Origin of the sequence: Aquimarina sp. MMG015 (assembly GCF_018100855.1) — a bacterium.
Classification (GTDB): Bacteria; Bacteroidota; Bacteroidia; order Flavobacteriales; family Flavobacteriaceae; genus Aquimarina; species Aquimarina latercula.
Genome location: NZ_JAGJEB010000001.1, coordinates 45,734 through 68,621 on the forward strand (window position 1 = coordinate 45,734; position 22,888 = coordinate 68,621).

Consider the following 22,888-nt stretch of genomic DNA (forward strand, 5'->3'; position numbering starts at 1 on the left):
TAACCTTAATTTTTAATAAAGCCCTGAAACAATTTTGTTTCAGGGCTTTTTGTATACTTGTAATTAATAACTAGCTGATTTTAATCAATCATGAAATATTACGAAACTGACAGACTTAAATTACGCGCTGCAACTATAGAAGATGCTGATTTCTACCTAAAACTTCTAAATAGTCCTAAATGGCTTCAAAACATCGGAGATCGAAATGTAAAGACCACTAAAGACGCAGAAACTTATATTACAGAAAAAATGACCCCTCAATTAGAGAGATTAGGGTATTCAAATTACACCGTAATTAGAAAATCTGATAATATAAAAATTGGTTGTTGCGGATTATATGACAGAGATGGTATTGAAGGCGTAGATATCGGTTTTGCTTTTTTACCAGAATTCGAAAAAAAAGGGTATGCCTATGAAAGTTCATTTAAAATAAAAGAAATTGGAATTAGTAAATTTGGAATTAAGAAAATTAGTGCTATTACAATACCAGAAAACACATCTTCACAAAAGTTATTAGAAAAACTAGACTTTACTTTTATAAAAATGATCAAAATTCCAAACGATGATGAGGATCTTATGTTATATGAATATCAAATAAATTCCTAAAAATTTTTGGTATAAGAATTCTCTAAATTGATACAATTATGAAAAACATCACATTTGTTTTATTTATAGCGCTTAGCGTCGCGCTCACGGGATATATTCCAATTCATAAGTCAAGTATCCAGAATAAATTTTTAAGTCACGAAATAGACTTAAAACATCAGTGTTTAAAGTTTTATTGGAAAGATAAGTATGGAAAAAACTTCAAGAATTTTCAAAACCTTAAAACTGAATTGCACAAAGATCATAAGGAATTGGTATTTGCCATGAATGGAGGTATGTACAACAAAGATTTATCACCACAAGGATTATACATTGAAAACGGAGTGGTAAAATCCAAGATAGACACTCTCAAAAAGGGTTACGGAAACTTCTATCTACAACCAAACGGCATATTTTATATAACCAAGGATAACAAACCTATTATTATTCCTACCAATAATATTAAAAAACTTGATCATATCGCTTACGCAACACAGTCTGGCCCTATGCTATTGATTAATGGAAAAATTCATTCTAAATTTAATCAAGGTTCTCCTAACATTCATATTAGAAATGGAGTTGGGATTCTACCAAATGGAAATTTACTTTTTGCAATCTCTAAAGAAAAGGTCAATTTTTTCGATTTCGCTAGCTATTTTAGAGAGAAAGGATGTAAAAATGCTTTATATCTTGACGGTTTCGTTTCTCGAGCATATTTACCCTCTGTCAAATGGGAACAATTGGATGGCAACTTTGGTGTAATCATCGCAGAAGTCAAGTAATTAAAAATAAAAAACCTGTTAAACATTATAGGCTAACAGGTCATTCATCGCGACTTGGGGAGGTTGCGATTAATTAACAACAAAAAATCACATAACAAAAATTATCTTTTTTGTTAAAACAAAAATACTTTCTTTGCTAAATACATACAATTAGAAATCAATTCGATTGTAGGTTTAACTGATTTCTGTAAACGATTTATACGCTTTTTCATAATAGGGCAATGTGTGAGGGTTAAAACTTAATTAAAATTTTAAAAGAGAACAATAATAAAACTGTACTTCTTTATAGGGAATGCTAATATGCAAATTATTTTTCAAAATAACGTTTAAATGCCATTAAAATCGACAAAAAACACAAAATTTTAACATTTGTTAAGAATTTAATAGAATTTACAGGTTAAAGCAAAGGTTTAGGTAAGTAAAAACAACAGTCTTAAAGTAGGTTTATTCTTACAAATTAACTGTTTTATAACCTCTTTTACACATAACGTATTATTATTTGATTTATTATTCGTTCGTAATTATTTAATAAGCGTTTAGAATTATATAGTATCTGATTAAATCAATCCAAAATCATTTCTGGCACATTTCCTTCAATTATTAAGCTCCCCTCTGTTGCATTTTGTATGTCTTCGACACTAACACCAGGAGCTCGTTCTAACAATTTAAACCCCTTATCTGTCACTTCTAAAACTGCCATATTGGTCACTACTTTTTTTACACAACTTACTCCTGTTAAAGGCAACGAACATTTTTTAAGTAACTTAGAAGCTCCTGCCCTATTCGTATGCATCATTGCCACTATAATATTCTCTGCACTAGCCACTAAATCCATTGCTCCACCCATTCCTTTGACCATTTTGCCAGGGATTTTCCAATTTGCAATGTCTCCATTCTCAGCAACTTCCATAGCTCCTAAAATAGTTAAATCAACATGCTGTCCCCGTATCATATTGAAACTTGTAGCAGAATCAAAAAAAGAAGCTCCTGGCATTGTCGTAATAGTCTGTTTACCAGCATTTATAATATCTGCATCCTCTTCTCCTTCAAATGGGAATGGCCCCATTCCCAAAACTCCATTTTCACTTTGAAACTCCACTTCTATACCTTCTGGTATGTAATTAGCTACTAACGTAGGAATTCCAATTCCAAGATTTACAAAATACCCATCTTCCAACTCCTTAGCGATACGTTTTGCTATTCCATTTTTATCTAGCATAATATATTTTCTTATAATATTTATTTGAAATGTATATAATTTAATAAGGAAAAACTTATCTCTTGCGCACTGTACGTTGTTCTATTCTCTTCTCATAATTATCTCCTTGGAATATTTTTTGAACAAAAATTCCTGGTATATGAACCTGATCAGGATCAAGACTTCCTGCCGGAACCAATTCCTCCACCTCGGCAACAGTAATTTTCGCAGCACCACACATACAAGGATTAAAATTCCTGGCAGTTCCTTTAAAAATAAGATTACCTGCTTCATCACCTTTCCAAGCTTTTACAAAAGCGAAATCTGCTTCAAAAGCCTTTTCAAGTATATACATTTTACCATTAAACTCTCTGGTTTCCTTTCCCTCTGCTACTTCTGTTCCATAACCAGCAGGTGTATAGAATGCAGGAAAACCTCCTTGTGCGGCTCTACACCTCTCTGCTAATGTACCTTGTGGAATAAGTTCTACTTCTAACTCTCCACTTAACATCTGGCGTTCGAATTCTTCATTTTCTCCAACATAGGACGAAACCATTTTTTTAATTTGCTTTTTCTGTAACAAAAGTCCTAAACCAAAATCATCAACACCGGCGTTATTAGAAATACAGGTTAATCCTTTAATATTTTTCTTTACCAATTCTGCAATAGAATTTTCAGGTATTCCGCAAAGACCAAAACCTCCTAACATAAAGGTCATATTATCTTTTACTCCTTCTGTAGCTTCAACAACTCCAGCCACTGTTTTACGAATCATAGTGTTTAATTTTTAGCAGATTAAAAGTACCAAAAAAAACAGTACTAAAACGTTTGAATACTAATAGTTTTAGAAATAATTTAATTTTTTATAAAGGAAATTAAAATTGGAATTCGTCTTGTACCTTATCCCTAGTTTCATAGATTTCACAATCTAACTGTACAGATAAATTTATAGGCTTTACAAATTCAGACTTAGACACTTGTAAACTTGTATCCTGATAACATTTTTGCATATACAGTGCCCATATTGGAAGTGCCATAGAGGCGCCACTTCCATAAGTTATAGATTCAAAATGTATTGATCTACTATCTCCGCCAACCCATACTCCCGTACAAAGATTAGGAACAATTCCCATAAACCATCCATCACTATTATTTTGAGTAGTTCCAGTTTTACCAGCTATTGGATTTTCAAACTTATAAGGGTGTCCTGTAATAACATTTTTATAAAGATATTGATTCGAAGCATCCGTTCTTAACGACCTACCTGATCCAGTTTCTGTAACACCTTCCATCAAATTAAGTGTTATATACGCTGATTCTTTGCTAATAACATCCTTACGTTCAGGAAAATTATCATACAACAAGGTTCCGTTTTTATCTTTGATATGAGAAACTATAAACGGTTTTATATATATTCCTTCATTTGCAAATGCACTATACGCCCCAACCATTTCGGAAAGCTTTATATTTTCTGTCCCCAACGCAATAGAAGCTACCGCATTTATTTCTGATTGAATTCCTAGTTTTCTCGTTAAATTAATCACAGTTTCCGGACCAATTCTATCCATTAATCTTGCAGAAACTGTATTAATTGATTTTGCCAACCCATTTTTGAGTGTTACTGATCCAATATAATTACCGTCTGTATTTGTTGGCGTCCAATCCTGACCAGATACTCCATGTTTTCCCACGGGTATAGTAATTTTAGCTCTTGGTACTTTATAGCAAGGAGAATACTTTAATTGATCCACTGCTGTAGCATATACAAATGGTTTAAAAGTAGAACCAACTTGTCTTGCGCCCTGATCTACGTGATCATACTTAAAATATTTATTATTAATTCCTCCAACCCAAGCTTTTACCTCTCCAGTTTGAGGATTCATCGACATTAATCCTGTGTGTAAAAACCTTTTATAATACAAAATAGAATCTCTTGGCGTCATAATAGTATCAATAACACCTTTCCAAGAAAATACTTTCATCTTGGTTTCTATATCAAAAGAAGCAAGAATTTCGTCTTCACTTTTGCCATTATCCTTCATTACTTTTCTTCTAGTCGAATTTCTAATAGCTTTATTTACAATGTCATCTTTTTGTTCTTTAGAAATCCCTCTAAAAGGAGTCGTACTATTTGTTATTTCTTGTTTATTAAACTCTTTTTGGAGATTGGTCATATGTTCTTTAACAGCTTGCTCCGCATATTTTTGCATTCTCGAATTTACGGTTACATAAATTTTAAGACCATCCTGATATATATTATGATATTCTAGCTTTCCATCTTCATTCTCGCCAATAGGATTATCTTTTATCCAATCCTCCACAAATTCTTTCACTTCTCTCCTAAAATAAGTTGCAGTACCTTCTGCATATCCTTCTGGCTTGTAATCAAGTTTTATTGACAACTTCTGTAAACTATCTTTTTGTTTATTTGTCAAATATCCATATTTGGCCATTTGGCTTAACACTATATTTCTTCTATCAATAGCATTCTCTAATCTTGTTCTTGGATTATATATGGTCGCACTTTTAAGCATACCTATTAATACGGCTGCTTCCTCTATTTTAATGTTTTTAAGTTCTTTATTAAAATAAATTCTAGAAGCAGATCCAATACCTATTGCTTGTCTAGCAAAATCATATTTATTTAGATACATTACAATAATTTCGTTCTTGGTATACTGTCGTTCTAAACGTGCCGCTATTACCCACTCTCTGATCTTTTGAGTGTACTTATCTATATTTTTTGATCTAAGACCAATGAAAAGTAACCTTGCTAATTGCTGCGTAATTGTACTTGCTCCTCCCTTACTTCCTAAAGATGCAAAAGCTCTAAATGTCCCTCTTGGATCAACACCAGAATGTTCATAAAAACGGACATCTTCTGTAGCAATTAATGCATCAACTAAATGCTTTGGTAAATCATCATACTTTATTGGAGTTCTATTTTCGTTGGGCTTAAAAATAGTTCCTAATTGAACACCATCAGAAGAAATAATCTGAGAAGCAAGATCATTTCTAGGATTCTCTAAATCCTCAAAAGTCGGCATCTCCCCTAAAACACCCCAACTAGCCAAAAGAAACAAAAAAGGGACAGTAATAACTGCTACAATAAAGCTAACCCAGAAATATTTAATATATCTCCGTTTATCCGAAAACGATATTTTTTTACTTGTAGTTATTTTAGAATAAGATTTCTCCATTTTATAACTAATGGATTTATTTACCTAAAGACCAAACTCATCTTCTATTGGATCTTCTATTTTAATGTTTTTCTTAAACTCCTTACAATCTACCTCTATTGTTAAATTTTCTGGCTTTTTAAATGCTGCTTTCGATACTTTAAGGGTTTTGTCTTCATAACACTTCCTCATATATAAAGCCCAAATTGGCAATGCCATTGTAGCTCCTTGACCATATCTTGTAGAATTAAAATGTGTAGCACGATCATCTGCACCAACCCAAACACCGGTACATAAATTAGGAACTATACCCATAAACCAACCATCACTTTGATTCTGCGTTGTACCAGTTTTACCTGCAATTGGATTTGTAAATTGATAAGGATATCCTGTTACCACATTCTTTAAATCATATCTATTGGAAGGTCCTGATCTAAGACGAGCCCCGGATCCTGACTGCGTTACCCCTTCTAATAGATTTAGTGTTACATAAGCTGCTTCTTTACTAATAACATCTCTCGTTTCTGGCTCAAATTGATATAAAGTGGTTCCATTTTTATCCTCAACACTAGTGATCATAACGGGTTTATTATAAATCCCTTCATTAGCAAACGTACCATATGCACCAACCATCTCAGACAATTTAAGGTCCACCGAACCTAATGCAATAGAAGCAACTTCTATAATCTCAGATTCAACACCAGATTTTTTAGCGAGTCTTACGATAGGTTCTGGCCCAATTCGATCCATCAAACGTGCAGAAATTGTATTTACCGATTTTGCCAAAGCCTCTTTAAGACTAAGATAACCCGTATATTTTGCGTCACTATTTTTTGGTGTCCAATCTTCCATTACACCATGCGATCCTGCAGGAATTGTAATCTGTGACATAGGTAATGTATCACAAGGAGATAATTTAAGTTGATCAATTGCCGTAGCATACACAAAAGGTTTAAAAGTAGAACCCACCTGACGTGCTCCTTGATACACATGATCATACTGGAAGTGTTTTATATCAACACCTCCGACCCAAGCTTTAACCTGCCCAGTTTGAGGTTCCATCGACATCATACCAGATCTTAGAAAACTCTTATAATACAAAATCGAATCTCTAGGAGTCATAATAGTATCGATATACCCTTTCCAGGAAAATATTTTCATCTCTGTCTTAACATCAAAAGATTTTAAAATTTCCTCCTCACTTTTATTCTGGGATAACATTTTCTTTCTCCTAGCCGAACTACGAATAGCTCTTTTTATAATTCCATTTACTTCTTGTTTAGTAAGATCTCTAAATGGTGCTGTTTTATTCTTAAGTTCTTGCTTATCAAACTCTTTTTGTAAGTTAGACATATGCTCATGAACAGCTTCTTCTGCATATTTTTGCATTCTAGAATCAATGGTTACATTAATTCGTAATCCGTCTCTGTAAATATTATAAAATTGCTGGTTTCCTTCTTCATCTTCTCCTTTTGGATTCTTTTTAACCCAGTTACCCATCCAACTTCTTACATACTCTCTAAAATAAGTAGCAATTCCATCAGAATGCCCTTCTGGAGCATAATCTAAATTTAAAGGTAATTGCTGTAAACTATCTTTTTCTTTAGTAGTTATATATTCATATTTTGCCATCTGAGACAAAACAACATCTCTCCTATTTTTCACTAACTCTGGCCTTCTTAAAGGGTTAAAGAGTGAAGAATTCTTAAGCATACCGACTAATACAGCAGCTTCTTCTTTTTTTAGCTCCTTTGGAGTTTTATTAAAATAAATTCGTGAAGCAGAACTAACTCCAATTGCTTGATTTAAGAAATCATACTTATTAAGATACATAGCCATGATCTCATCTTTAGTATACTGTCTTTCTAATCTTGCAGCAATTACCCATTCCTTAATTTTCTGGGTATACCGTTGCCAACCTTTGGATCTAGTACCTGTAAAAAGCAATTTTGCCAATTGCTGGGTAATTGTACTTGCACCACCTTTTTTACCTAGGAAGGCAAAAGCTCGAATGGTTCCTCTAGCATCAATTCCTGAATGATCATAATATCTAACATCCTCAGTCGCCACTAGTGCATCCACCAGATTAATGGATAAATCCTCGAAACTTACTGGTGTTCTATTTTCCTTAAAAAAAGTTCCTATTTGTTTTCCATCAGATGAAATAATCTGCGTTGCTAAATCATTTTGTGGATTTTCTAAATCATCAAAACCAGGCATCTCTCCAAAATACCCCCAACTTGCAAACAAGAAAATTAGGATTACTAAAAATATTCCTGAAGCAAAAGTGATCCAAAACCACTTAATATATTTAAGTACACTAATTTCTGGGGTTTTTGATTTTTTCCTAGTCGCTTTGGGTGTTGCTTTAGCCATTTTATTTAGGATTTTGTGCAAATTCGATTCTAAAACCTATATCTGTAATTCCTTCAAGAGAACTTATACCAAACGTCTCTCCATTTTTTCTCATTGCGTGTTGCAAAGTAATTTTATAAATTCCTTTTTCATTGAAATTTACATTCTCTTTATACCACAACTTACTTTCTTTTACATCGGAAAAACCAGTTCCAAGCCATTCTCCATTCGATGCTGCCATATCATATTCTAAAGTATCTGCAACTATTTTTCCATTAGGAAACTCCATCTCACTAATCAAAAAGATATTACTATATCTATAGTCATTTGTATTCCTAAGATTAATAAACAAATCATACGATTGTAATGAATCTAATACCGGTAAATCAAATGTAATTTTTTCATCTTTTTCCCAAGAACTCGATACGGTTTTATATTCATCAAAAAAACGGGTGTCGTCACAAGAAGACAACACTATAAAAAGAAAAACCAAAGTTAAGAATCTAAGATTTATCATTATTCTTGCGTTGCTGTGGTTTACGTTTCCTATTATTACGTTGGTTATTTTTTTTCCTATTCGCATTTTTGCTTTCAGGAGTATTTGTATTAGTTTTTGATTTTGATTTTGATTTTGATTTTTGAGAAGTAGATTTATTCTTTTCTACTACAACCTTCTTTTTATTTCTGTTTCGGTTTTTATTTCTCCTTCTACTTCTTTTTGGTTGATCAAAACGTGTTAAACTATCTTGTCCTACAACGTTCTCAAAATCCACTTTAGTATCTTCAATTAATTCTGAAGCAAATTCTTCAAGGCTTGCAACCTTCTCTTTCTTTTTATTAGCGTCAATGATTTCATTTGCGTGATCAGCAGAGATTTTATGCCAATTCATCCATTCTCCTTCATAGGCATACCATAAATAGCCTTTGAATATATCAATTTTCTGACATACTGCAGTACCCTTTTCTGTTTGTAATTTTATCTCTGTTTTAGGAAATTCATTTAAAGCATCTATATAAGCGTCTAATTCATAATTAAGACAGCACTTTAATTTACCACATTGACCAGCTAATTTTTGCGGATTTAGGGATAATTGCTGGTAACGCGCAGCACTTGTATTTACAGATCTAAAATCAGTAAGCCAAGTAGAACAACATAATTCACGTCCACAAGAACCTATACCACCCAATCGTGCAGCCTCTTGTCTAAAACCTATTTGACGCATCTCGATCCTAGTACTAAACTCTTGGGCGAATTCTTTAATTAATTGCCTAAAATCCACACGTTCCTCTGCAGTGTAATAAAAAGTACATTTAGAACCATCTCCCTGAAACTCAATATCCGAAATCTTCATTTGGAGTTTTAGACGAATTGCAATTTCTCTTGATCTTACTTGTATAGCTTGTTCTCGATCTCTAGCCTTTTGCCATATATCGATATCTTTCTGAGATGCTTTTCGATATATTTTTTTAACATCTTCACTATCGATATCTACTTTTTTCTTCTTCATTTGAATACGTACCAACTCTCCAGTAAGTGTAACAATACCTACATCATGTCCGGGAGAAGCCTCTGTAGCAACAATATCCCCAATACTCAAAGAAAGATTTTCTGTGTTCTTGAAAAAACTTTTTCTTCCGTTTTTAAAACGAACTTCTACACAATGAAAAGGTGCTACACCACCTGGCAGTGACATATTAGATAACCAATCAAAAACAGTTAACTTATTGCAACCATCTGTACCACATGTACCATTATTCTTACATCCTTTTGGTTGTCCGTCTTTCCCGGAGGAACAACTACTACACCCCATATTCTCTTGCTATATTGAAATTTGTCTATGACTAGTCATAACAAATATGATTCTTACTCAGATCAGATGCTCAATACATCCGACATCTTAATCGATAAAGATACTATGATTTCTGTTAAAACCATAGTATCTAAATCATTTTAGTATTATTGCTTATATTTCAGTACTTCTGAACGCCCTTTTTTAAAGATCTTATTGCTATTACCTTTACCCTTTCTTAAAGCTTTCTGTTCTTCATACGGTAAACTATTTATTTCTTGACATTCTGTAGAACAACAACTATCCATTTTGGATGCACATTCCTCACACTGGATGAACAATAAATGGCACGCCTCATTTTCACAATTAACGTGGGTATCACAAGGTTTTCCGCACTGATGACAATTAGAAATAACATCCTCAGAAATTCGTTCGGATCTTCGGTGATCAAACACAAAATTCTTGCCTAGATATTTATTTTCTAATCCTTTTTCTTCTACTTGTCTGGCATATTCTATAATCCCACCTTCTAACTGGAATACGTTTTTAAAACCTTTATGCTTATAATATGCACTAGCTTTCTCGCATCTAATCCCGCCAGTACAATACATTACCAATTTTTTATCTTCTTTATGATTTTTTAAATCTTCTTCAATTATATCTAAAGAATCTCTAAATGTATCTACATCTGGAGTTATTGCACCTTTAAAATGTCCTATTTCACTTTCATAATGATTACGCATATCAACTAAGACCGTATCAGGATCTTCAATCAACTGATTAAACTTGTCTGCATCTACATGAACTCCTTTATTAGTAACATCAAAAGTTTCATCATTTAAACCATCTGCCACAATTTTTTTACGAATCTTTACTTTCAATTTTAAGAAAGATTTGATATCCTGCTCTCTTGCAATATTCAATCGAACATTTTCTAAGAAAGAGATACTATCTAAGTGTTTTTTAAAGGCTTCAAAATTTGGAGCAGGAACGGATAACTGACCATTAATTCCTTCTGTAGCGACATAGATTCTTCCTAAAACATCTAGTTCATCCCAATGTATAAAAAGGTGATTTCTAAAAATCTCAGTATTTCCGATATGTGCGTATTTATAAAAAGAGAGTGTAAGACGATCAGTACCTGCCTCATCAATAAGAGCAGCCCTCTCTTTTGCACTTAATTTGTTGTACAGTTGCATGCTATACTAATTTTTTAAGTTAAAAAGAATTTATTTTAATTTCTGCAAAAGTACAAATCATGGTTTAATATACAAGGATTGTATCGTATAGGAATAAAAAATGCCTTGAAAACCACTTCAAGGCATTTTTTGGGCTAATTCGTTATTTAATTAATTTACTTAATCTAAAACGACTAAAAATTAAATAACGAAGCTAGCCACCTTCTACTATACAATTACTAATAGAAGTAATCGTACACCCAACAAGGTTATGTCTTACGACTCTTTTAAGAAATTTCATCTACATCCTCCTTCTTCACTGTTTGTTCTAGTTTTGCTTTCTATGTAGATGCAGAAAAATAAAAAGGGTTGCGTTGGCATTCAAAAAAAATAATAAAATCTTCTTTTTCTGAATGAATAATCATTGTTAATAAATTAGTTAGATAAGTACAATTTTTAAAATGGGTATGCAAAAAACTTATAGTATTTTAGCCATTATCAATAACAAAAGAAAGTGAGCGCATGAGTACTGAAAAAGAAAAAGATGCAAAATTAAAAGCGTTAAAACTAACTTTAGACAAGCTAGACAAAGCTTACGGGAAAGGTACCGTAATGAAGATGGGAGACACTGCAGTTCAAGAAGTAGAGGTAATCTCTACAGGATCACTTGGATTGGATTTAGCTCTAGGTGTCGGAGGATATCCTAGAGGAAGAGTTATAGAAATTTTTGGCCCAGAGTCTTCTGGTAAAACAACACTTACAATTCACGCCATTGCACAAGCTCAAAAAGCTGGCGGAATAGCTGCTTTTATAGATGCTGAACACGCATTTGATCGTTTTTATGCAGAAAAATTAGGTGTTGATATAGATAACTTAATTATTTCCCAACCTGATAATGGAGAACAGGCATTAGAAATTGCTGATAATTTAATACGATCTGGAGCAATTGACATCATTGTTATTGATTCGGTGGCTGCATTAACTCCTAAAAGTGAGATTGAAGGAGAAATGGGAGATTCTAAAATGGGTCTTCATGCAAGATTAATGTCTCAAGCATTAAGAAAACTGACAAGTTCTATAAGCAAGACCAATTGTACTGTAATCTTTATCAACCAGCTTCGTGAAAAAATCGGAGTAATGTTCGGAAATCCGGAGACTACTACTGGTGGTAATGCCCTTAAGTTCTATGCTTCGGTTCGATTAGATATACGTAGATCTACCCAAATTAAGGATAGCAATAGTGCCGTACAAGGAAATAAAACTCGTGTAAAAGTCGTAAAGAATAAAGTTGCTCCACCATTTAGAACTGCTGAGTTTGATATTATGTATGGTATGGGAATTTCTAAAACTGGTGAAATTATAGACATCGGTGTTGATTATGAAATTGTTAAAAAGAGTGGTTCGTGGTTTAGTTATCAAGACACAAAACTTGGACAAGGTAGAGATGCAGTAAAAAATCTATTAAATGATAATCCAGAACTTATGGAAGAACTGGAAGAGAAAATCAAAGAAGCTATCAGTATTGTAAATGAATAAGTTACAATAGTATTCTATAAAAAAATCCCGGATGTCCGGGATTTTTTTATACCTTATATCGAAGTTTCATCTAATATCAATCCTTCTAAAAATAGTATTCTCGTTAAAAAACTATCATCTAAACGCAACCATATCTATATCTAAACATCTATCTAATAGAATTTGGTATGTAAACCCCAAAATTAGTGGTATGAAAAATATAAAAATAATAGCACTATTCATTTTTACAATTTGTTTATCCAGCTGTTTGAATGATGATGATGCAGGAATCAATTTTTCTTATGAATTAGTTCCAATTGAAGAAGTAAGTATTCCCGACCAATTTGTAAGAGGAGACACCTATGAGATTACAGCATCTTACTTTAGACCTTCGGATTGTCACTCTTTTAGTGGATTTGATTATGATAGAGTTTCTAATGAGCGAACTGTATCCGTGGTAAATGTAATAGTTAATGATCGTACTTGTGAAAATCTCGAACAAACTGATTTAGTTGATGTATCCTTCAACTTTTTAGTTGGGTTTGAAGATTCATATATATTTAGATTCTGGCAAGGTAGAAATGACCAAGGAGAGAATCAATTTTTAGTTATGGAAATTCCCGTAGTGGAATAATGATTTCATAAATTCTGTTAATCAAAACAAAAACTGTTAGTGAGTTTAGACCAACTCATAAAAAAGTGTAAAAAACAAGATGCCAAGGCACAAGAACAACTGTATAGATTATACGGCAGTAAATTATTTTCTATCTGTCTAAAATATTCTAACAGCTACCCTAATGCTGAAGACACCTTGCAAGACGCTTTTATTACAATTTTTGATAAAATAGAGCAATATCGAGGTAAAGGTTCATTCGAAGGGTGGATAAAAAGAATCACCGTAAATACTGCTTTACAAAAATATCGTAAACAAAAAGTTTTTGAAATTATTGGAGAAGAACAGATAGAAGAGGTAGAAGTAGAAATCGATGAAGATACGGTTTCATTAGATTATTTATTAGAAATTATCCAGCAACTACCTGATAGATATAGATTAGTATTCAATCTATATGTATTAGACGGTTATTCTCATAAAGAGATAGCGGAGATGCTAGACATTTCTACCGGTACTTCTAAATCTAATTTAGCAAGAGCCAGAAATATTTTAAAAGAAAAAATAGAAACCAATCAAGAACATCACGTTCAATCAATTGAAGGATGAAGATGAGTGATAAAAAAAATATAGACAGATTATTTCAGGAGAAGTTCAAAGATTTTGAAGTTTCTCCTAATGATGAGGTGTGGAAAAAAATTCAAGCTCGAAAAAACAAAGATCGTAAACGAGTAATTTTTATACCATTTTGGTATCGTATTGCTGGTGTTGCAGCTATCCTAGCAGTTATTTTATCCGTGGGATCTGTATTTGTTACAGATGACTCAACAAAAGAAACTATTGTAAGTACCGAGGAAGAATTGAATGACATAAAGCCTTTGTCTTCTGAGAAGCAAAATTTAGATTCTAAAAACTCTGATGATGCACTTGTTAATACTTCAGATAATAATGAATTTGACTTCAATGATGAAACTTCAGAAAGTAATAAAACAAACAACCAGGCCATTACTGAAAACTCTTTAACTAATGACAATAAAGAAGAAGAATCTTCAAAAAAATCAGAAGGTAAAAATACTTTTACCACTAATTCTTTTAAAAACCCTCCAGTAAATAAAAACAATACTGAAGGAATAACAAATATCAACGAAACAAAAAAGGAGATTGATAATATTAATGATGATTACCTCAGAAAAGATCAGACTATTTCAAAACAAAAAGTAACTAACACCGGTTCAATAACAGATATACAGAAAACAAATACTTCGCAGAAAAATACAGAAGAAAAACTTTCTGAATTTAAGAAAACAAATATTGAGAATACTATTGCAGATAATGCAATATCGTCAGGCAATAAAAAACAACAAGTCACTGATAATAAGGATAACACAAACTTTAAAGATTCTGAAGACTTTATAAAAAACACAGAAGAAAGTATTGCAAATAATACGGAGATCAATAAAAATAGAGAAACAGAGAAAACAGTTTCAGATGAAGTAATAGATCAAGACCTAGACAATGGCAAAAAATCAATCTTTGACGCTATAAAAGAAAAAGAAGCAGCTGTAGCTAAAGCAGAGTCTAAAACAATCAAAAGATGGAATATAGCTCCTAATATAGCACCTGTTTACTACGATTCTTTTGGTGGTTCTTCCATAGACTCCCAATTCTCTGACAATAATAAACAAGGGGAAGTAAATCTTAGTTATGGAATACAAGTTGCATATGCCATAAATGAAAAATTAATTTTACGATCAGGTGTTAGCAAGGTTGATGTTGGCTACAATACCGAAGATGTTGGTTTTGGAATTGCCTCATTAGGAAGAGAAAATGGATTAAGCAATACCCAAAGTATAGTTGTCTCTGATTATCAAAATGGATCTGTTAGTTTAGCGCCTCCTCCAGGAGACGTTAACAGCGAAATTTTAGTGAAATCTCAGAATCCAGGATTACTTAATCATAGTATTGGATACATAGAAGTTCCTTTAGAACTTAAATATGCACTAACCAACTCTAAAGTTGGAATTCATATGATTGGTGGAGTTAGTACTCTATTTCTGGAGGATGATGAAGTATCTATTATTGCAGGTAGTTTTAGAAACGAAAATGTGAGCAGAGAGCAAACTGTCAATGATATTAGTTTTAGCGGTAATATTGGTATAGGATTTGATTATAAGTTATCTGATAAGTTTAAAATTAATATGGAGCCTATCTTCAAATATCAATTTAATGGTTTCAAAGACAGTGCAGACAATTTTAAACCATATTATTTTGGTATTTATACAGGAGTAAGTTTTAGGTTTTAAAAACAATGAAAAAGAAAATAACTAAAATGTGTTTTAGGTTATTTTAGTTGGTTAGGTTGAATTATTGCTCTAGGGAAGCAATGATGACAAAGCTGTTTCTGGGGAGAAGCAGCTTTTGTTTTTTTATAATTGATTGGATTTTAACTTATCCAAAATAACATTTCGTGCTATCATATTCAATTCTTTCTTACGTTCTTGAGTAAATCCTTCTGTCAAAATCTCTTTATGAACATAAGCTCTCATCTTACCAGGACTTCCGCTAAAGAAGGTGTAGGAAAATCTTCTTTTATTATCCAGAAAGGTTAAAGGAAGTATTGGGATTTGGTGATCGATCGCTAATCTAAAAGCTCCATCTTTAAACTCATCTAATAAAACCGACTCATCCTCAGGCACACCACCTTCTGGAAAAATACAGATACTTGTTCCATCTTGTAGTCTTGCCTGAGCACGATCAAAGACTTCTTTTCTACTTTTTTGACTACTTCTATCTACAAGAATACAAGTTCTCTTGTAGAAAAAACCGAATATTGGAATTTTCGCTAGTTCCTTTTTACCTACAAAAACAAAAGGATTCTTTACACAATATAACATTAACATGATATCCGCCATAGAAGTATGATTAGCAACAAACATATAGCTTCTTTGCGGATCTATTTTTGTTTCATTTTTTACTCTCGGTATAAACCCACTACCATACAAAACTATTTTAGCCCAAAACCTAGCCACAACAAAAAACTGTGCGTACCATTGTTCTCTTGAAGTTAGTATTAAAAGAATAGGAAACAGAATAATGATAGGAATTCCCATCATTATATAAAACCAAATACGCCAAAGAAGAATTAATATATTCCTAAGGACAACCATAAGCGCAAAAATACACAATTGGTTTGAGGTATCTGAACAAAAAAATTACCTTTGCCGGAAACTAAAAATTACTATGGCAAGAATTTTAACCGGAGTCCAGAGTACAGGAACACCTCATTTAGGAAACTTATTAGGAGCTATCATTCCTGCAATTCAAATGGCTAATCAGCCGGAGAATGATTCTTTCTTATTTATTGCAGATATGCATTCTCTTACTCAGATTAAAGATGCTAAAACACTAAGAGAGAACACCTACTCTACTGCTGCTACCTGGTTAGCATTTGGTTTAGATATAGAAAAAACGGTGTTTTATCGCCAGAGTGATATACCACAAGTAACAGAACTATCTTGGTACCTAAGTTGTTTCTTCCCATACCAGAGATTGACCTTAGCTCATTCTTTTAAAGACAAAGCAGATCGATTAGAAGATGTTAACGCAGGTTTGTTTACTTATCCTATGTTAATGGCAGCTGATATATTATTATATGATGCAGATATTGTACCTGTTGGAAAAGATCAGGAACAACATATAGAAATGACTCGTAATGTAGCAGAACGCATGCACAATCAGGTTGGAGAACTTTTTGTACTACCAAAGGCGCAATTTCAAAAAGAAACTATGTATGTACCAGGAACAGATGGTGCAAAAATGAGTAAATCAAAAGGTAATACAATCAATTTGTTTTTACCTGATAAAAAATTACGAAAAGATGTTATGTCTATTAAGACCGATAGCACACCTTTAGAAGAACCTAAAGACCCTGATACTTGTAATGTATTTGCAATATATCAACTAATAGCCACTAAAGAACAGCTATCAGAAATGCGTGCTAATTATTTAGGTGGTAATTATGGATATGGTCATGCGAAACAAGCTTTATACGAACTATTAATTGACAAATTCTCTGAAGAACGTAAACGCTACACATACTATATGGAAAACCTAGCGGAAGTAGATAAAGCTTTAGCCATTGGTGCTAAAAAAGCTTCAGAAGTTGCCAATAAAGTACTTTCTAGAGTGCGTGAAAAAGTTGGATATTAAATATCTTTGATTCATTTTAGAATTAATAATTTCTAAAACAAAACTTAAAAAATGCAATCTCTTTATAAGTAGATTGCATTTTCTTTTTATAGTTATTCTTTAGAATCTCTTATATATATCTTAATTAAGCTTTCATTTTTTCTTAATACTAGAAAGAATTTGTGTATGATTAGTTACAGGTTAAAGAACTAACTTAGTAAATAATCCTTTGCCAAAACAATTAGCTATCGCAAAATATTAGGCAACTTTTTCCTTGTTTTTTTCGTAAGTTCAAGTTCAGGATATTTATTACCTAACTCCAATAAATCAGAGTGTTCATCTAATAAATACAAGTCAAAAAATTGTAATACTATTTTTGTAGTTACCTCATATGTTTTCCTTGGATTTATTGTTCCTGCTTCATTTATAAATTGTAAATTAATCATTAACGGAATATCCATAAAACTAGAATGTCCAGAATTCTTGATTTTAGCATTGTAAAAATCAGAAGAACTTCCATTATGATACGCCTGTATGTTTAAATTTGGGTGTGAATCATCCCATTCAGACGAAATTAAAGCAAATGGTTTGGTCATTATTGTATCTATCATTTTTCCCCATTGCATACCATCCACGTTAATTCCCGCTTTTATTCTGTCATTATCAAGTAATGCTTGACCTGCAGCTGCGCCTCCTTGAGAATGCCCAAATACGCCAATTTTCGTTGTATCAAGATGGTGTGCTAAAAAAGAAGATGTGTTCCATTTTTTTAATTCATCTATAACCAAAGAAATATCGTTGCTATATCGCTCAGTTAGTTCAGCGCCGTAATAATTTAAAATAAGATTGTGAACAGTACTAAATTGTTCTTCTGGTGTTGTTGCCTTATTATAGTTTTGCATGGCATTCCAAGCCATTTCAGCCATTTCTTGATTATTCTGTTTTCTGTCGTATTCAGAATTAAAAAGCTTTATTTCTCCATCAGGAAAAAGTGTTCCCGTACTTTCATATGTATGATTTATATTTAAAACAATGTACCCGTGACTTACAATTTCTTCTATCAAAGCATAGTAGCCCGAAGCTTGAGAATAGCTCCCATGAGAAAAAATTAATACAGGGAATTTACCTGTAGCTACAGATGGCTTAATATATGTATGCGTTTTGACAATATCTAAATAATTAAATATGGTTTTAGGCAACCCATGTTTTACTGCAAAGCTCACTCTGTCCCCGTCATTAAGATAAGGTTCTGCTTTCTCATTATCTAGGATTGCAGGATACCATGCCTTTATCATCAATTCTCTTTTATCTCCTATATCAGAAGTCATTATTTCATCTTGGGTTGATTTTAAGTGAATATATTGAGAGCCAATATTGTATTTTCCAGTAGGTTTTGGCAAGTTAAAAACAGGTAGAATATAGGGTAACACCCAACTAAATAACAATAGTAAAATTAATACTATTCCTCTTATAGTTTTTCTAATCCAACCTCCATTAAAAAATGGATATTCTTTATACAAACACCAACCTAAAATTAGAACTAATAAGTAAGTAGGAATCATTTGCCATCGGTATCCTTCAAAAACAAAATGTAAAACAGTGATGCCTCCAATAATCAACAAGGGGATTTTTTTGTTTAATCGATAGCCTTTTGTTGAAATGTAAAAAGGAAAAATTGTGCTAATGGCAAGTAGAATGATTTCTAGAATTCTCATAAAAAAAATTAAAAGATTATTTCGCAAGATTCTTAATTTAATCTATTAGTAAAGTTAAAATAGACAGACTACTCTTTTAGGGAACCTTTCTACAGAATTAACCATTTCTAAGACATCCTATTTGTTTAAAAAACAAAAATTAAACTAAAATATTAGTTCAAACTAATATTTTAGTTTATATTAGCAACCTCAAACTAAATTCTTAGTTTGGATCTGTAAAAAATAGACAAATGAAACAATTAACAAAAGCTGAAGAAGATATTATGAAAATTCTATGGAATCTGAATGAAGGGAGTGTTCTATCCATACTCGATGAATTACCAGAACCAAAACCAGCTTACAATACTGTTTCTACAATCGTTAGAATACTAGAAGATAAGGGGTTTGTAAACTATCGTAAAGAAGGACGAATTCATATCTACATTCCACTAGTTAAAAAGACAGAATATAGTAATCAAAGTATTAACAAGTTAATCGATGGTTATTTTCAAGGTTCTTTTAAAAGTATGGTATCATTTTTCATGAAAAAAAATGATATCAGTATCGCAGAAATGGAAGAAGCTATGAGAGAAATTAATAAAGAAGAATAATATGATACACTATATATTACAGATCATAGGATTTCAATTACTTTTTTTAATCACTTATGATTTATTCTTAAAAAAGGAAACATTTTTCAATTGGAATCGTGGTTATCTTTTGATAACTCCTATTCTTAGTTTTTTACTTCCACTAATTCAATTAGATGTGATAAGACAACTTATACCTACATCTTATAACATAAAGTTACCGGAGATACTTACTACTGATTCTCCTATGCAGGTTCATCTGCTACCAGAAGTAGTAATCGGATCAGAGAATCAACTGTCCAACTATTTTTCCTTAATACCAATTATTGGATATTTATGGTATATAGGAATTACAATTAGCGTATTTCTATTTCTTTTCAAAGTATATAAAATATCTAAACTAAAGCGTTCCGGAAACAAAGTACATACTAAAAATATCACTCTAGTTTCATTACCAAATACTGATACTGCATTTTCATTTTTCAATACAATATACATCGGTAATGATCTTTCTGAAGTTAAAAAAAGTAATGTCATTATACATGAAAAAATACATGTAAGAGAATATCATTCTCTTGATTTAATTTTCTTCGAGATATTACGAATTATACTCTGGTTCAATCCATTGGTATATATCTACCAGAATAGAATAGCTACACTTCAGGAATACATTGCCGATTCTGAAGCAATAGCAGAAACCAATAAAAAAGACTATTACCAAGACCTATTATCTCAGGTTTTTCAAACAGAAAAAATTTCATTTATAAATACATTTTTCAATCATTCTTTAATCAAAAAAAGACTTGTTATGTTACAAAAATCAAAATCAAAAAAAGTTTATCTATTAAAGTACTTACTTCTTATTCCAATCATCAGTTCAATGCTTATCTATAGCTCTTGTTCGGAAGATTCACGTACAATAGAAAGTAAAGAAGTACCATTAACAACCCTTACACAAAGAGCCGAGTCCTTGTTAAGTAAAATAAACAGTGAAGGTATTTACTCCGAAGAAAGCAAAGAACTGTTTTCTATACTTATGCAAGACATTGGAAATATCTCGGATGATCAATTAAAATCTGAAAAGATGGAAGTTTTTCAAAACTTAATCCAGACTATTACGAAATTAACCCCAGAGATTACTCAAAAAGAAGAAATAGAAGGCGTACCATTTATAAAAGCAGATGTTGTTCCTATTCATCCTGATTGTACTCACTTAACCGGAGAAGATGCTAAAAAGTGCTTTTCGCAGAAAATATCACAACATATTGGTAAAGAGTTTGACACTAAAATTGGTAATGATATTGGGCTTAATGGAAGATTAAGAATATATGCTAGATTTAAAATAAATAAAAACGGAGAGATTGAAGACATTCAGGCTAGAGGTCCACACAAGAAATTAGAAGAAGAAACTCTTCGCGTCATAAATACATTACCTAAAATGACACCTGGAATGAAAGATGGAAAAGCGGTAAGCGTTCTATACTCTTTACCAATAGTTTTTGAGATAAAAGAATAAAATAAATTCTTAGAATAGGCAATTTTTCTTTAAAAGCTAATAAAAAATACTACCCATCCTAGAGGATTAGTCTCGAGGGTGGTTAGGTTTAAGCATCAATTATCGAAGTTTATGAAAAGAATAATTTTTCACATAATTTTCCTTGGTTTTATCTGTAATAGCTATGCACAATCAAAACCATTATCAAAAGAAACTAAAGATTATTTAAAAAAGCAATTAGAAATAGTTTTTATGAAAGATCAATTGTTTAGAAAATTATATAAACAGGCAGAAGAACAGTTTGGTAAAGAATCTAATGAAATGGACTATTTTTGGGAAGTCGTCGAAAAACAAGACAAACTTTTGGAAAAAGAGGTCATTTCGATTATTGACACTTATGGCTGGTTAGGGATTTCAGAAGTTGGTCGATTAGCCAATACCACTTTATGGGGGGTTTTACAACATGGTTCGATTTCGTCAAAAGAGAAATATGCACCATTATTAAAAGAATCAGTACTACAAAAAGAATCCCAACCAACTCATTATGCTAGGCTTATTGATAGAATGTTAATTAACTCTAATAAGTCCCAACTTTATGGAACACAATATGAGTATAACTCTAAAGGAAAAATATCTTTTTTACCAATTAAAAGTCCTGAATCGATAAACAAAAGAAGAAAAGAAATTGGACTTAATTCAATTGAAGATTTCTCTAAATCAAAAAATATTCCTTGGACAATTCCTCAAAAAAAATGAAAAAGACATTTATAATCGTATTGCAACCGTAAAGTTGATTTATGATAACTAGGTCGAATACCTACAATTAATTAAACTAGATGGTCATTAGGAAATTATAAATTTACTCTGGCAATATAAAGATGTAAGAAGATATGGCGAATAAGTACTTTTACCTATCTACTCACATAACATAATTACAATAATAACCTGATTAGAGAGTTACTCTAACCAGGTTTATTTATTACCAACATTTTCACTAAATATTAGCGTTTGAAACCTTTTTCTACTGCTAAAATAACATTATAAGTTCCGTTCTCTTTATTATGAATCACAGGATATTCGCCAGCTTTTACTACATTACCTTGTAATCCCAATTCTTTGGAAGTCTCTGCATCCAAGACTAATGATTCCTTTACTGTAAAAACATTATCCTTAAATAAACCTTCCTCTTGATAAAATTGTAATCCCGCTATTTCTTCGTTTAATGCAAATGGCATAGCAGTTTCTCGTGGATCAATATCTAATTCTAGTTTATCTCTAAAAGAAAGAAAATCTCTAGGATCTATCTTTTCATAAATTATCCATGGATCAAAAATATCTATCCAACAAGGCACAATCCAACAAGGATCCACGATGATAGGGATACATATTCTCTTTACACCACAAACTCCATTAAATTGTGAGTAGCAATTACCTCGAAAGTTAAGCCCTCTTTCGAAAATGTAATAACATCGCCAAACAATGCCCCATTTACCCTGAACATCTGTTTCATTATCAATAAGATCAACTGTTACATTTTCATTTGCTTCCTCTACGCTTCCTTTTTCGCAGGAAAAGAACATGCTTGATAGTACTATTACCGCTAAAAAAAATACTTTTTTCATATTATTTGGTTTTAAGATTAGAATAAAAAACCCCACGACAATTGGATGTTGGCATTCCAATTATTGTAGGGGAATATAACGCTAAAGTATTATCAATTTAGAAACAA

20 protein-coding genes are annotated in these 22,888 nt (G+C 32.0%); 10 read left to right on the forward strand and 10 right to left on the reverse strand.

The features are described 5' to 3' along the window. Window positions 1–90: 90 nt before the first annotated feature. Window positions 91–606: a GNAT family N-acetyltransferase gene (locus J8L88_RS00220; RefSeq protein ID WP_108802803.1), complete on the forward strand. Its 516-nt coding sequence runs from the start codon at window positions 91–93 to the stop codon at window positions 604–606. A gap of 38 nt (window positions 607–644) precedes the next feature. Continuing rightward, entirely contained in the window at window positions 645–1,367 is a 723-nt protein-coding gene (locus tag J8L88_RS00225) for a phosphodiester glycosidase family protein (protein ID WP_211059631.1), read from the forward strand. 562 nt (window positions 1,368–1,929) lie between these two features. Here the strand turns inward: J8L88_RS00225 and J8L88_RS00230 are convergent. The 7 genes from J8L88_RS00230 to J8L88_RS00260 all read right to left on the reverse strand — a co-directional run bounded on the left by J8L88_RS00230 (window position 1,930) and on the right by J8L88_RS00260 (window position 11,088). Then, window positions 1,930–2,586 (reverse strand): CoA transferase subunit B, encoded by a 657-nt coding sequence (locus tag J8L88_RS00230; RefSeq protein ID WP_211059632.1) that lies wholly within the window; start codon window positions 2,584–2,586, stop codon window positions 1,930–1,932. A gap of 55 nt (window positions 2,587–2,641) precedes the next feature. Continuing rightward, complete coding sequence (locus J8L88_RS00235) at window positions 2,642–3,340, reverse strand: CoA transferase subunit A (protein ID WP_211059633.1); 699 nt, start codon at window positions 3,338–3,340, stop codon at window positions 2,642–2,644. A gap of 100 nt (window positions 3,341–3,440) precedes the next feature. Next, window positions 3,441–5,765 carry a transglycosylase domain-containing protein gene (locus J8L88_RS00240; protein ID WP_211059634.1) on the reverse strand — a complete coding sequence of 775 codons (2,325 nt, stop codon included), beginning with the start codon at window positions 5,763–5,765 and terminating at the stop codon, window positions 3,441–3,443. Between the two features lie 24 nt (window positions 5,766–5,789). Next, window positions 5,790–8,120 carry a penicillin-binding protein 1A gene (locus J8L88_RS00245; protein WP_027394303.1) on the reverse strand — a complete coding sequence of 777 codons (2,331 nt, stop codon included), beginning with the start codon at window positions 8,118–8,120 and terminating at the stop codon, window positions 5,790–5,792. 1 nt (window position 8,121) lies between these two features. Beyond that, window positions 8,122–8,616, reverse strand: coding sequence for a gliding motility lipoprotein GldH (locus J8L88_RS00250; protein ID WP_211059635.1), 495 nt, complete (start codon window positions 8,614–8,616; stop codon window positions 8,122–8,124). Then, complete coding sequence (locus J8L88_RS00255; protein WP_118388608.1) at window positions 8,603–9,910, reverse strand: regulatory iron-sulfur-containing complex subunit RicT; 1,308 nt, start codon at window positions 9,908–9,910, stop codon at window positions 8,603–8,605. The genes J8L88_RS00250 and J8L88_RS00255 overlap by 14 nt, the downstream gene beginning before the upstream one ends. A gap of 146 nt (window positions 9,911–10,056) precedes the next feature. Then, window positions 10,057–11,088 (reverse strand): rhodanese-related sulfurtransferase, encoded by a 1,032-nt coding sequence (locus tag J8L88_RS00260; RefSeq protein WP_027394306.1) that lies wholly within the window; start codon window positions 11,086–11,088, stop codon window positions 10,057–10,059. 501 nt (window positions 11,089–11,589) lie between these two features. On the opposite strand from J8L88_RS00260, the gene recA reads away from it, so the two are divergent. The 4 genes from recA to J8L88_RS00280 all read left to right on the forward strand — a co-directional run bounded on the left by recA (window position 11,590) and on the right by J8L88_RS00280 (window position 15,495). Then, window positions 11,590–12,603, forward strand: a complete 1,014-nt coding sequence (gene recA, locus J8L88_RS00265; RefSeq protein WP_091406197.1) for a recombinase RecA — start codon at window positions 11,590–11,592, stop codon at window positions 12,601–12,603. A 190-nt stretch (window positions 12,604–12,793) separates the two neighbouring features. After that, on the forward strand, window positions 12,794–13,216 hold the full coding sequence (locus J8L88_RS00270; protein ID WP_027394308.1) for a hypothetical protein: 423 nt from the start codon (window positions 12,794–12,796) through the stop codon (window positions 13,214–13,216). Window positions 13,217–13,255: 39 nt separating this feature from the next. Next, window positions 13,256–13,801: an RNA polymerase sigma factor gene (locus J8L88_RS00275; protein ID WP_027394309.1), complete on the forward strand. Its 546-nt coding sequence runs from the start codon at window positions 13,256–13,258 to the stop codon at window positions 13,799–13,801. 2 nt (window positions 13,802–13,803) lie between these two features. Next, the gene (locus J8L88_RS00280) at window positions 13,804–15,495 is read left to right on the forward strand and encodes a hypothetical protein (RefSeq protein WP_211059636.1); all 1,692 of its coding nucleotides are present in this window, start codon (window positions 13,804–13,806) and stop codon (window positions 15,493–15,495) included. Window positions 15,496–15,618: 123 nt separating this feature from the next. Here the strand turns inward: J8L88_RS00280 and J8L88_RS00285 are convergent, their stop codons facing one another. Further along, a complete protein-coding gene (locus tag J8L88_RS00285; RefSeq protein WP_118388602.1) occupies window positions 15,619–16,359 on the reverse strand; it encodes a 1-acyl-sn-glycerol-3-phosphate acyltransferase in 741 nt (246 codons plus the stop codon). A gap of 73 nt (window positions 16,360–16,432) precedes the next feature. Between J8L88_RS00285 and trpS the strand changes: the two genes are divergently transcribed. After that, window positions 16,433–17,401 (forward strand): tryptophan--tRNA ligase, encoded by a 969-nt coding sequence (trpS, locus tag J8L88_RS00290; protein ID WP_027394312.1) that lies wholly within the window; start codon window positions 16,433–16,435, stop codon window positions 17,399–17,401. Between the two features lie 224 nt (window positions 17,402–17,625). Here trpS and J8L88_RS00295 read toward each other — a convergent pair whose 3' ends face one another. Continuing rightward, entirely contained in the window at window positions 17,626–19,095 is a 1,470-nt protein-coding gene (locus tag J8L88_RS00295; RefSeq protein WP_211059637.1) for a hypothetical protein, read from the reverse strand. Window positions 19,096–19,325: 230 nt separating this feature from the next. Here J8L88_RS00295 and J8L88_RS00300 point away from each other — a divergent pair, with 230 nt between their 5' ends. From J8L88_RS00300 to J8L88_RS00310, 3 genes are all read left to right on the forward strand, one after another. Beyond that, complete coding sequence (locus J8L88_RS00300) at window positions 19,326–19,685, forward strand: BlaI/MecI/CopY family transcriptional regulator (RefSeq protein ID WP_118388600.1); 360 nt, start codon at window positions 19,326–19,328, stop codon at window positions 19,683–19,685. A 1-nt stretch (window position 19,686) separates the two neighbouring features. Then, entirely contained in the window at window positions 19,687–21,180 is a 1,494-nt protein-coding gene (locus J8L88_RS00305; protein WP_211059638.1) for a M56 family metallopeptidase, read from the forward strand. Between the two features lie 111 nt (window positions 21,181–21,291). After that, window positions 21,292–21,915 carry a DUF6624 domain-containing protein gene (locus J8L88_RS00310; RefSeq protein ID WP_027394316.1) on the forward strand — a complete coding sequence of 208 codons (624 nt, stop codon included), beginning with the start codon at window positions 21,292–21,294 and terminating at the stop codon, window positions 21,913–21,915. A gap of 245 nt (window positions 21,916–22,160) precedes the next feature. On the opposite strand, the gene J8L88_RS00315 is transcribed toward J8L88_RS00310, so the two are convergent. Beyond that, window positions 22,161–22,781 (reverse strand): hypothetical protein, encoded by a 621-nt coding sequence (locus tag J8L88_RS00315; protein WP_118388596.1) that lies wholly within the window; start codon window positions 22,779–22,781, stop codon window positions 22,161–22,163. Between the last annotated feature and the right edge of the window lie 107 nt (window positions 22,782–22,888).

Bases quoted from the DNA above. Each gene is read 5' to 3' on its own strand.
- J8L88_RS00220 (WP_108802803.1), top strand. From the start codon at position 91: ATGAAATATTACGAAACTGACAGACTTAAATTACGCGCTGCAACTATA.
- J8L88_RS00225 (WP_211059631.1), top strand. From the start codon at position 645: ATGAAAAACATCACATTTGTTTTATTTATAGCGCTTAGCGTCGCGCTC.
- J8L88_RS00230 (WP_211059632.1), bottom strand. From the start codon at position 2,586: ATGCTAGATAAAAATGGAATAGCAAAACGTATCGCTAAGGAGTTGGAA.
- J8L88_RS00235 (WP_211059633.1), bottom strand. From the start codon at position 3,340: ATGATTCGTAAAACAGTGGCTGGAGTTGTTGAAGCTACAGAAGGAGTA.
- J8L88_RS00240 (WP_211059634.1), bottom strand. From the start codon at position 5,765: ATGGAGAAATCTTATTCTAAAATAACTACAAGTAAAAAAATATCGTTT.
- J8L88_RS00245 (WP_027394303.1), bottom strand. From the start codon at position 8,120: ATGGCTAAAGCAACACCCAAAGCGACTAGGAAAAAATCAAAAACCCCA.
- J8L88_RS00250 (WP_211059635.1), bottom strand. From the start codon at position 8,616: ATGATAAATCTTAGATTCTTAACTTTGGTTTTTCTTTTTATAGTGTTG.
- J8L88_RS00255 (WP_118388608.1), bottom strand. From the start codon at position 9,910: ATGGGGTGTAGTAGTTGTTCCTCCGGGAAAGACGGACAACCAAAAGGA.
- J8L88_RS00260 (WP_027394306.1), bottom strand. From the start codon at position 11,088: ATGCAACTGTACAACAAATTAAGTGCAAAAGAGAGGGCTGCTCTTATT.
- recA (WP_091406197.1), top strand. From the start codon at position 11,590: ATGAGTACTGAAAAAGAAAAAGATGCAAAATTAAAAGCGTTAAAACTA.
- J8L88_RS00270 (WP_027394308.1), top strand. From the start codon at position 12,794: ATGAAAAATATAAAAATAATAGCACTATTCATTTTTACAATTTGTTTA.
- J8L88_RS00280 (WP_211059636.1), top strand. From the start codon at position 13,804: ATGAGTGATAAAAAAAATATAGACAGATTATTTCAGGAGAAGTTCAAA.
- J8L88_RS00285 (WP_118388602.1), bottom strand. From the start codon at position 16,359: ATGGTTGTCCTTAGGAATATATTAATTCTTCTTTGGCGTATTTGGTTT.
- trpS (WP_027394312.1), top strand. From the start codon at position 16,433: ATGGCAAGAATTTTAACCGGAGTCCAGAGTACAGGAACACCTCATTTA.
- J8L88_RS00295 (WP_211059637.1), bottom strand. From the start codon at position 19,095: ATGAGAATTCTAGAAATCATTCTACTTGCCATTAGCACAATTTTTCCT.
- J8L88_RS00300 (WP_118388600.1), top strand. From the start codon at position 19,326: ATGAAACAATTAACAAAAGCTGAAGAAGATATTATGAAAATTCTATGG.
- J8L88_RS00305 (WP_211059638.1), top strand. From the start codon at position 19,687: ATGATACACTATATATTACAGATCATAGGATTTCAATTACTTTTTTTA.
- J8L88_RS00310 (WP_027394316.1), top strand. From the start codon at position 21,292: ATGAAAAGAATAATTTTTCACATAATTTTCCTTGGTTTTATCTGTAAT.
- J8L88_RS00315 (WP_118388596.1), bottom strand. From the start codon at position 22,781: ATGAAAAAAGTATTTTTTTTAGCGGTAATAGTACTATCAAGCATGTTC.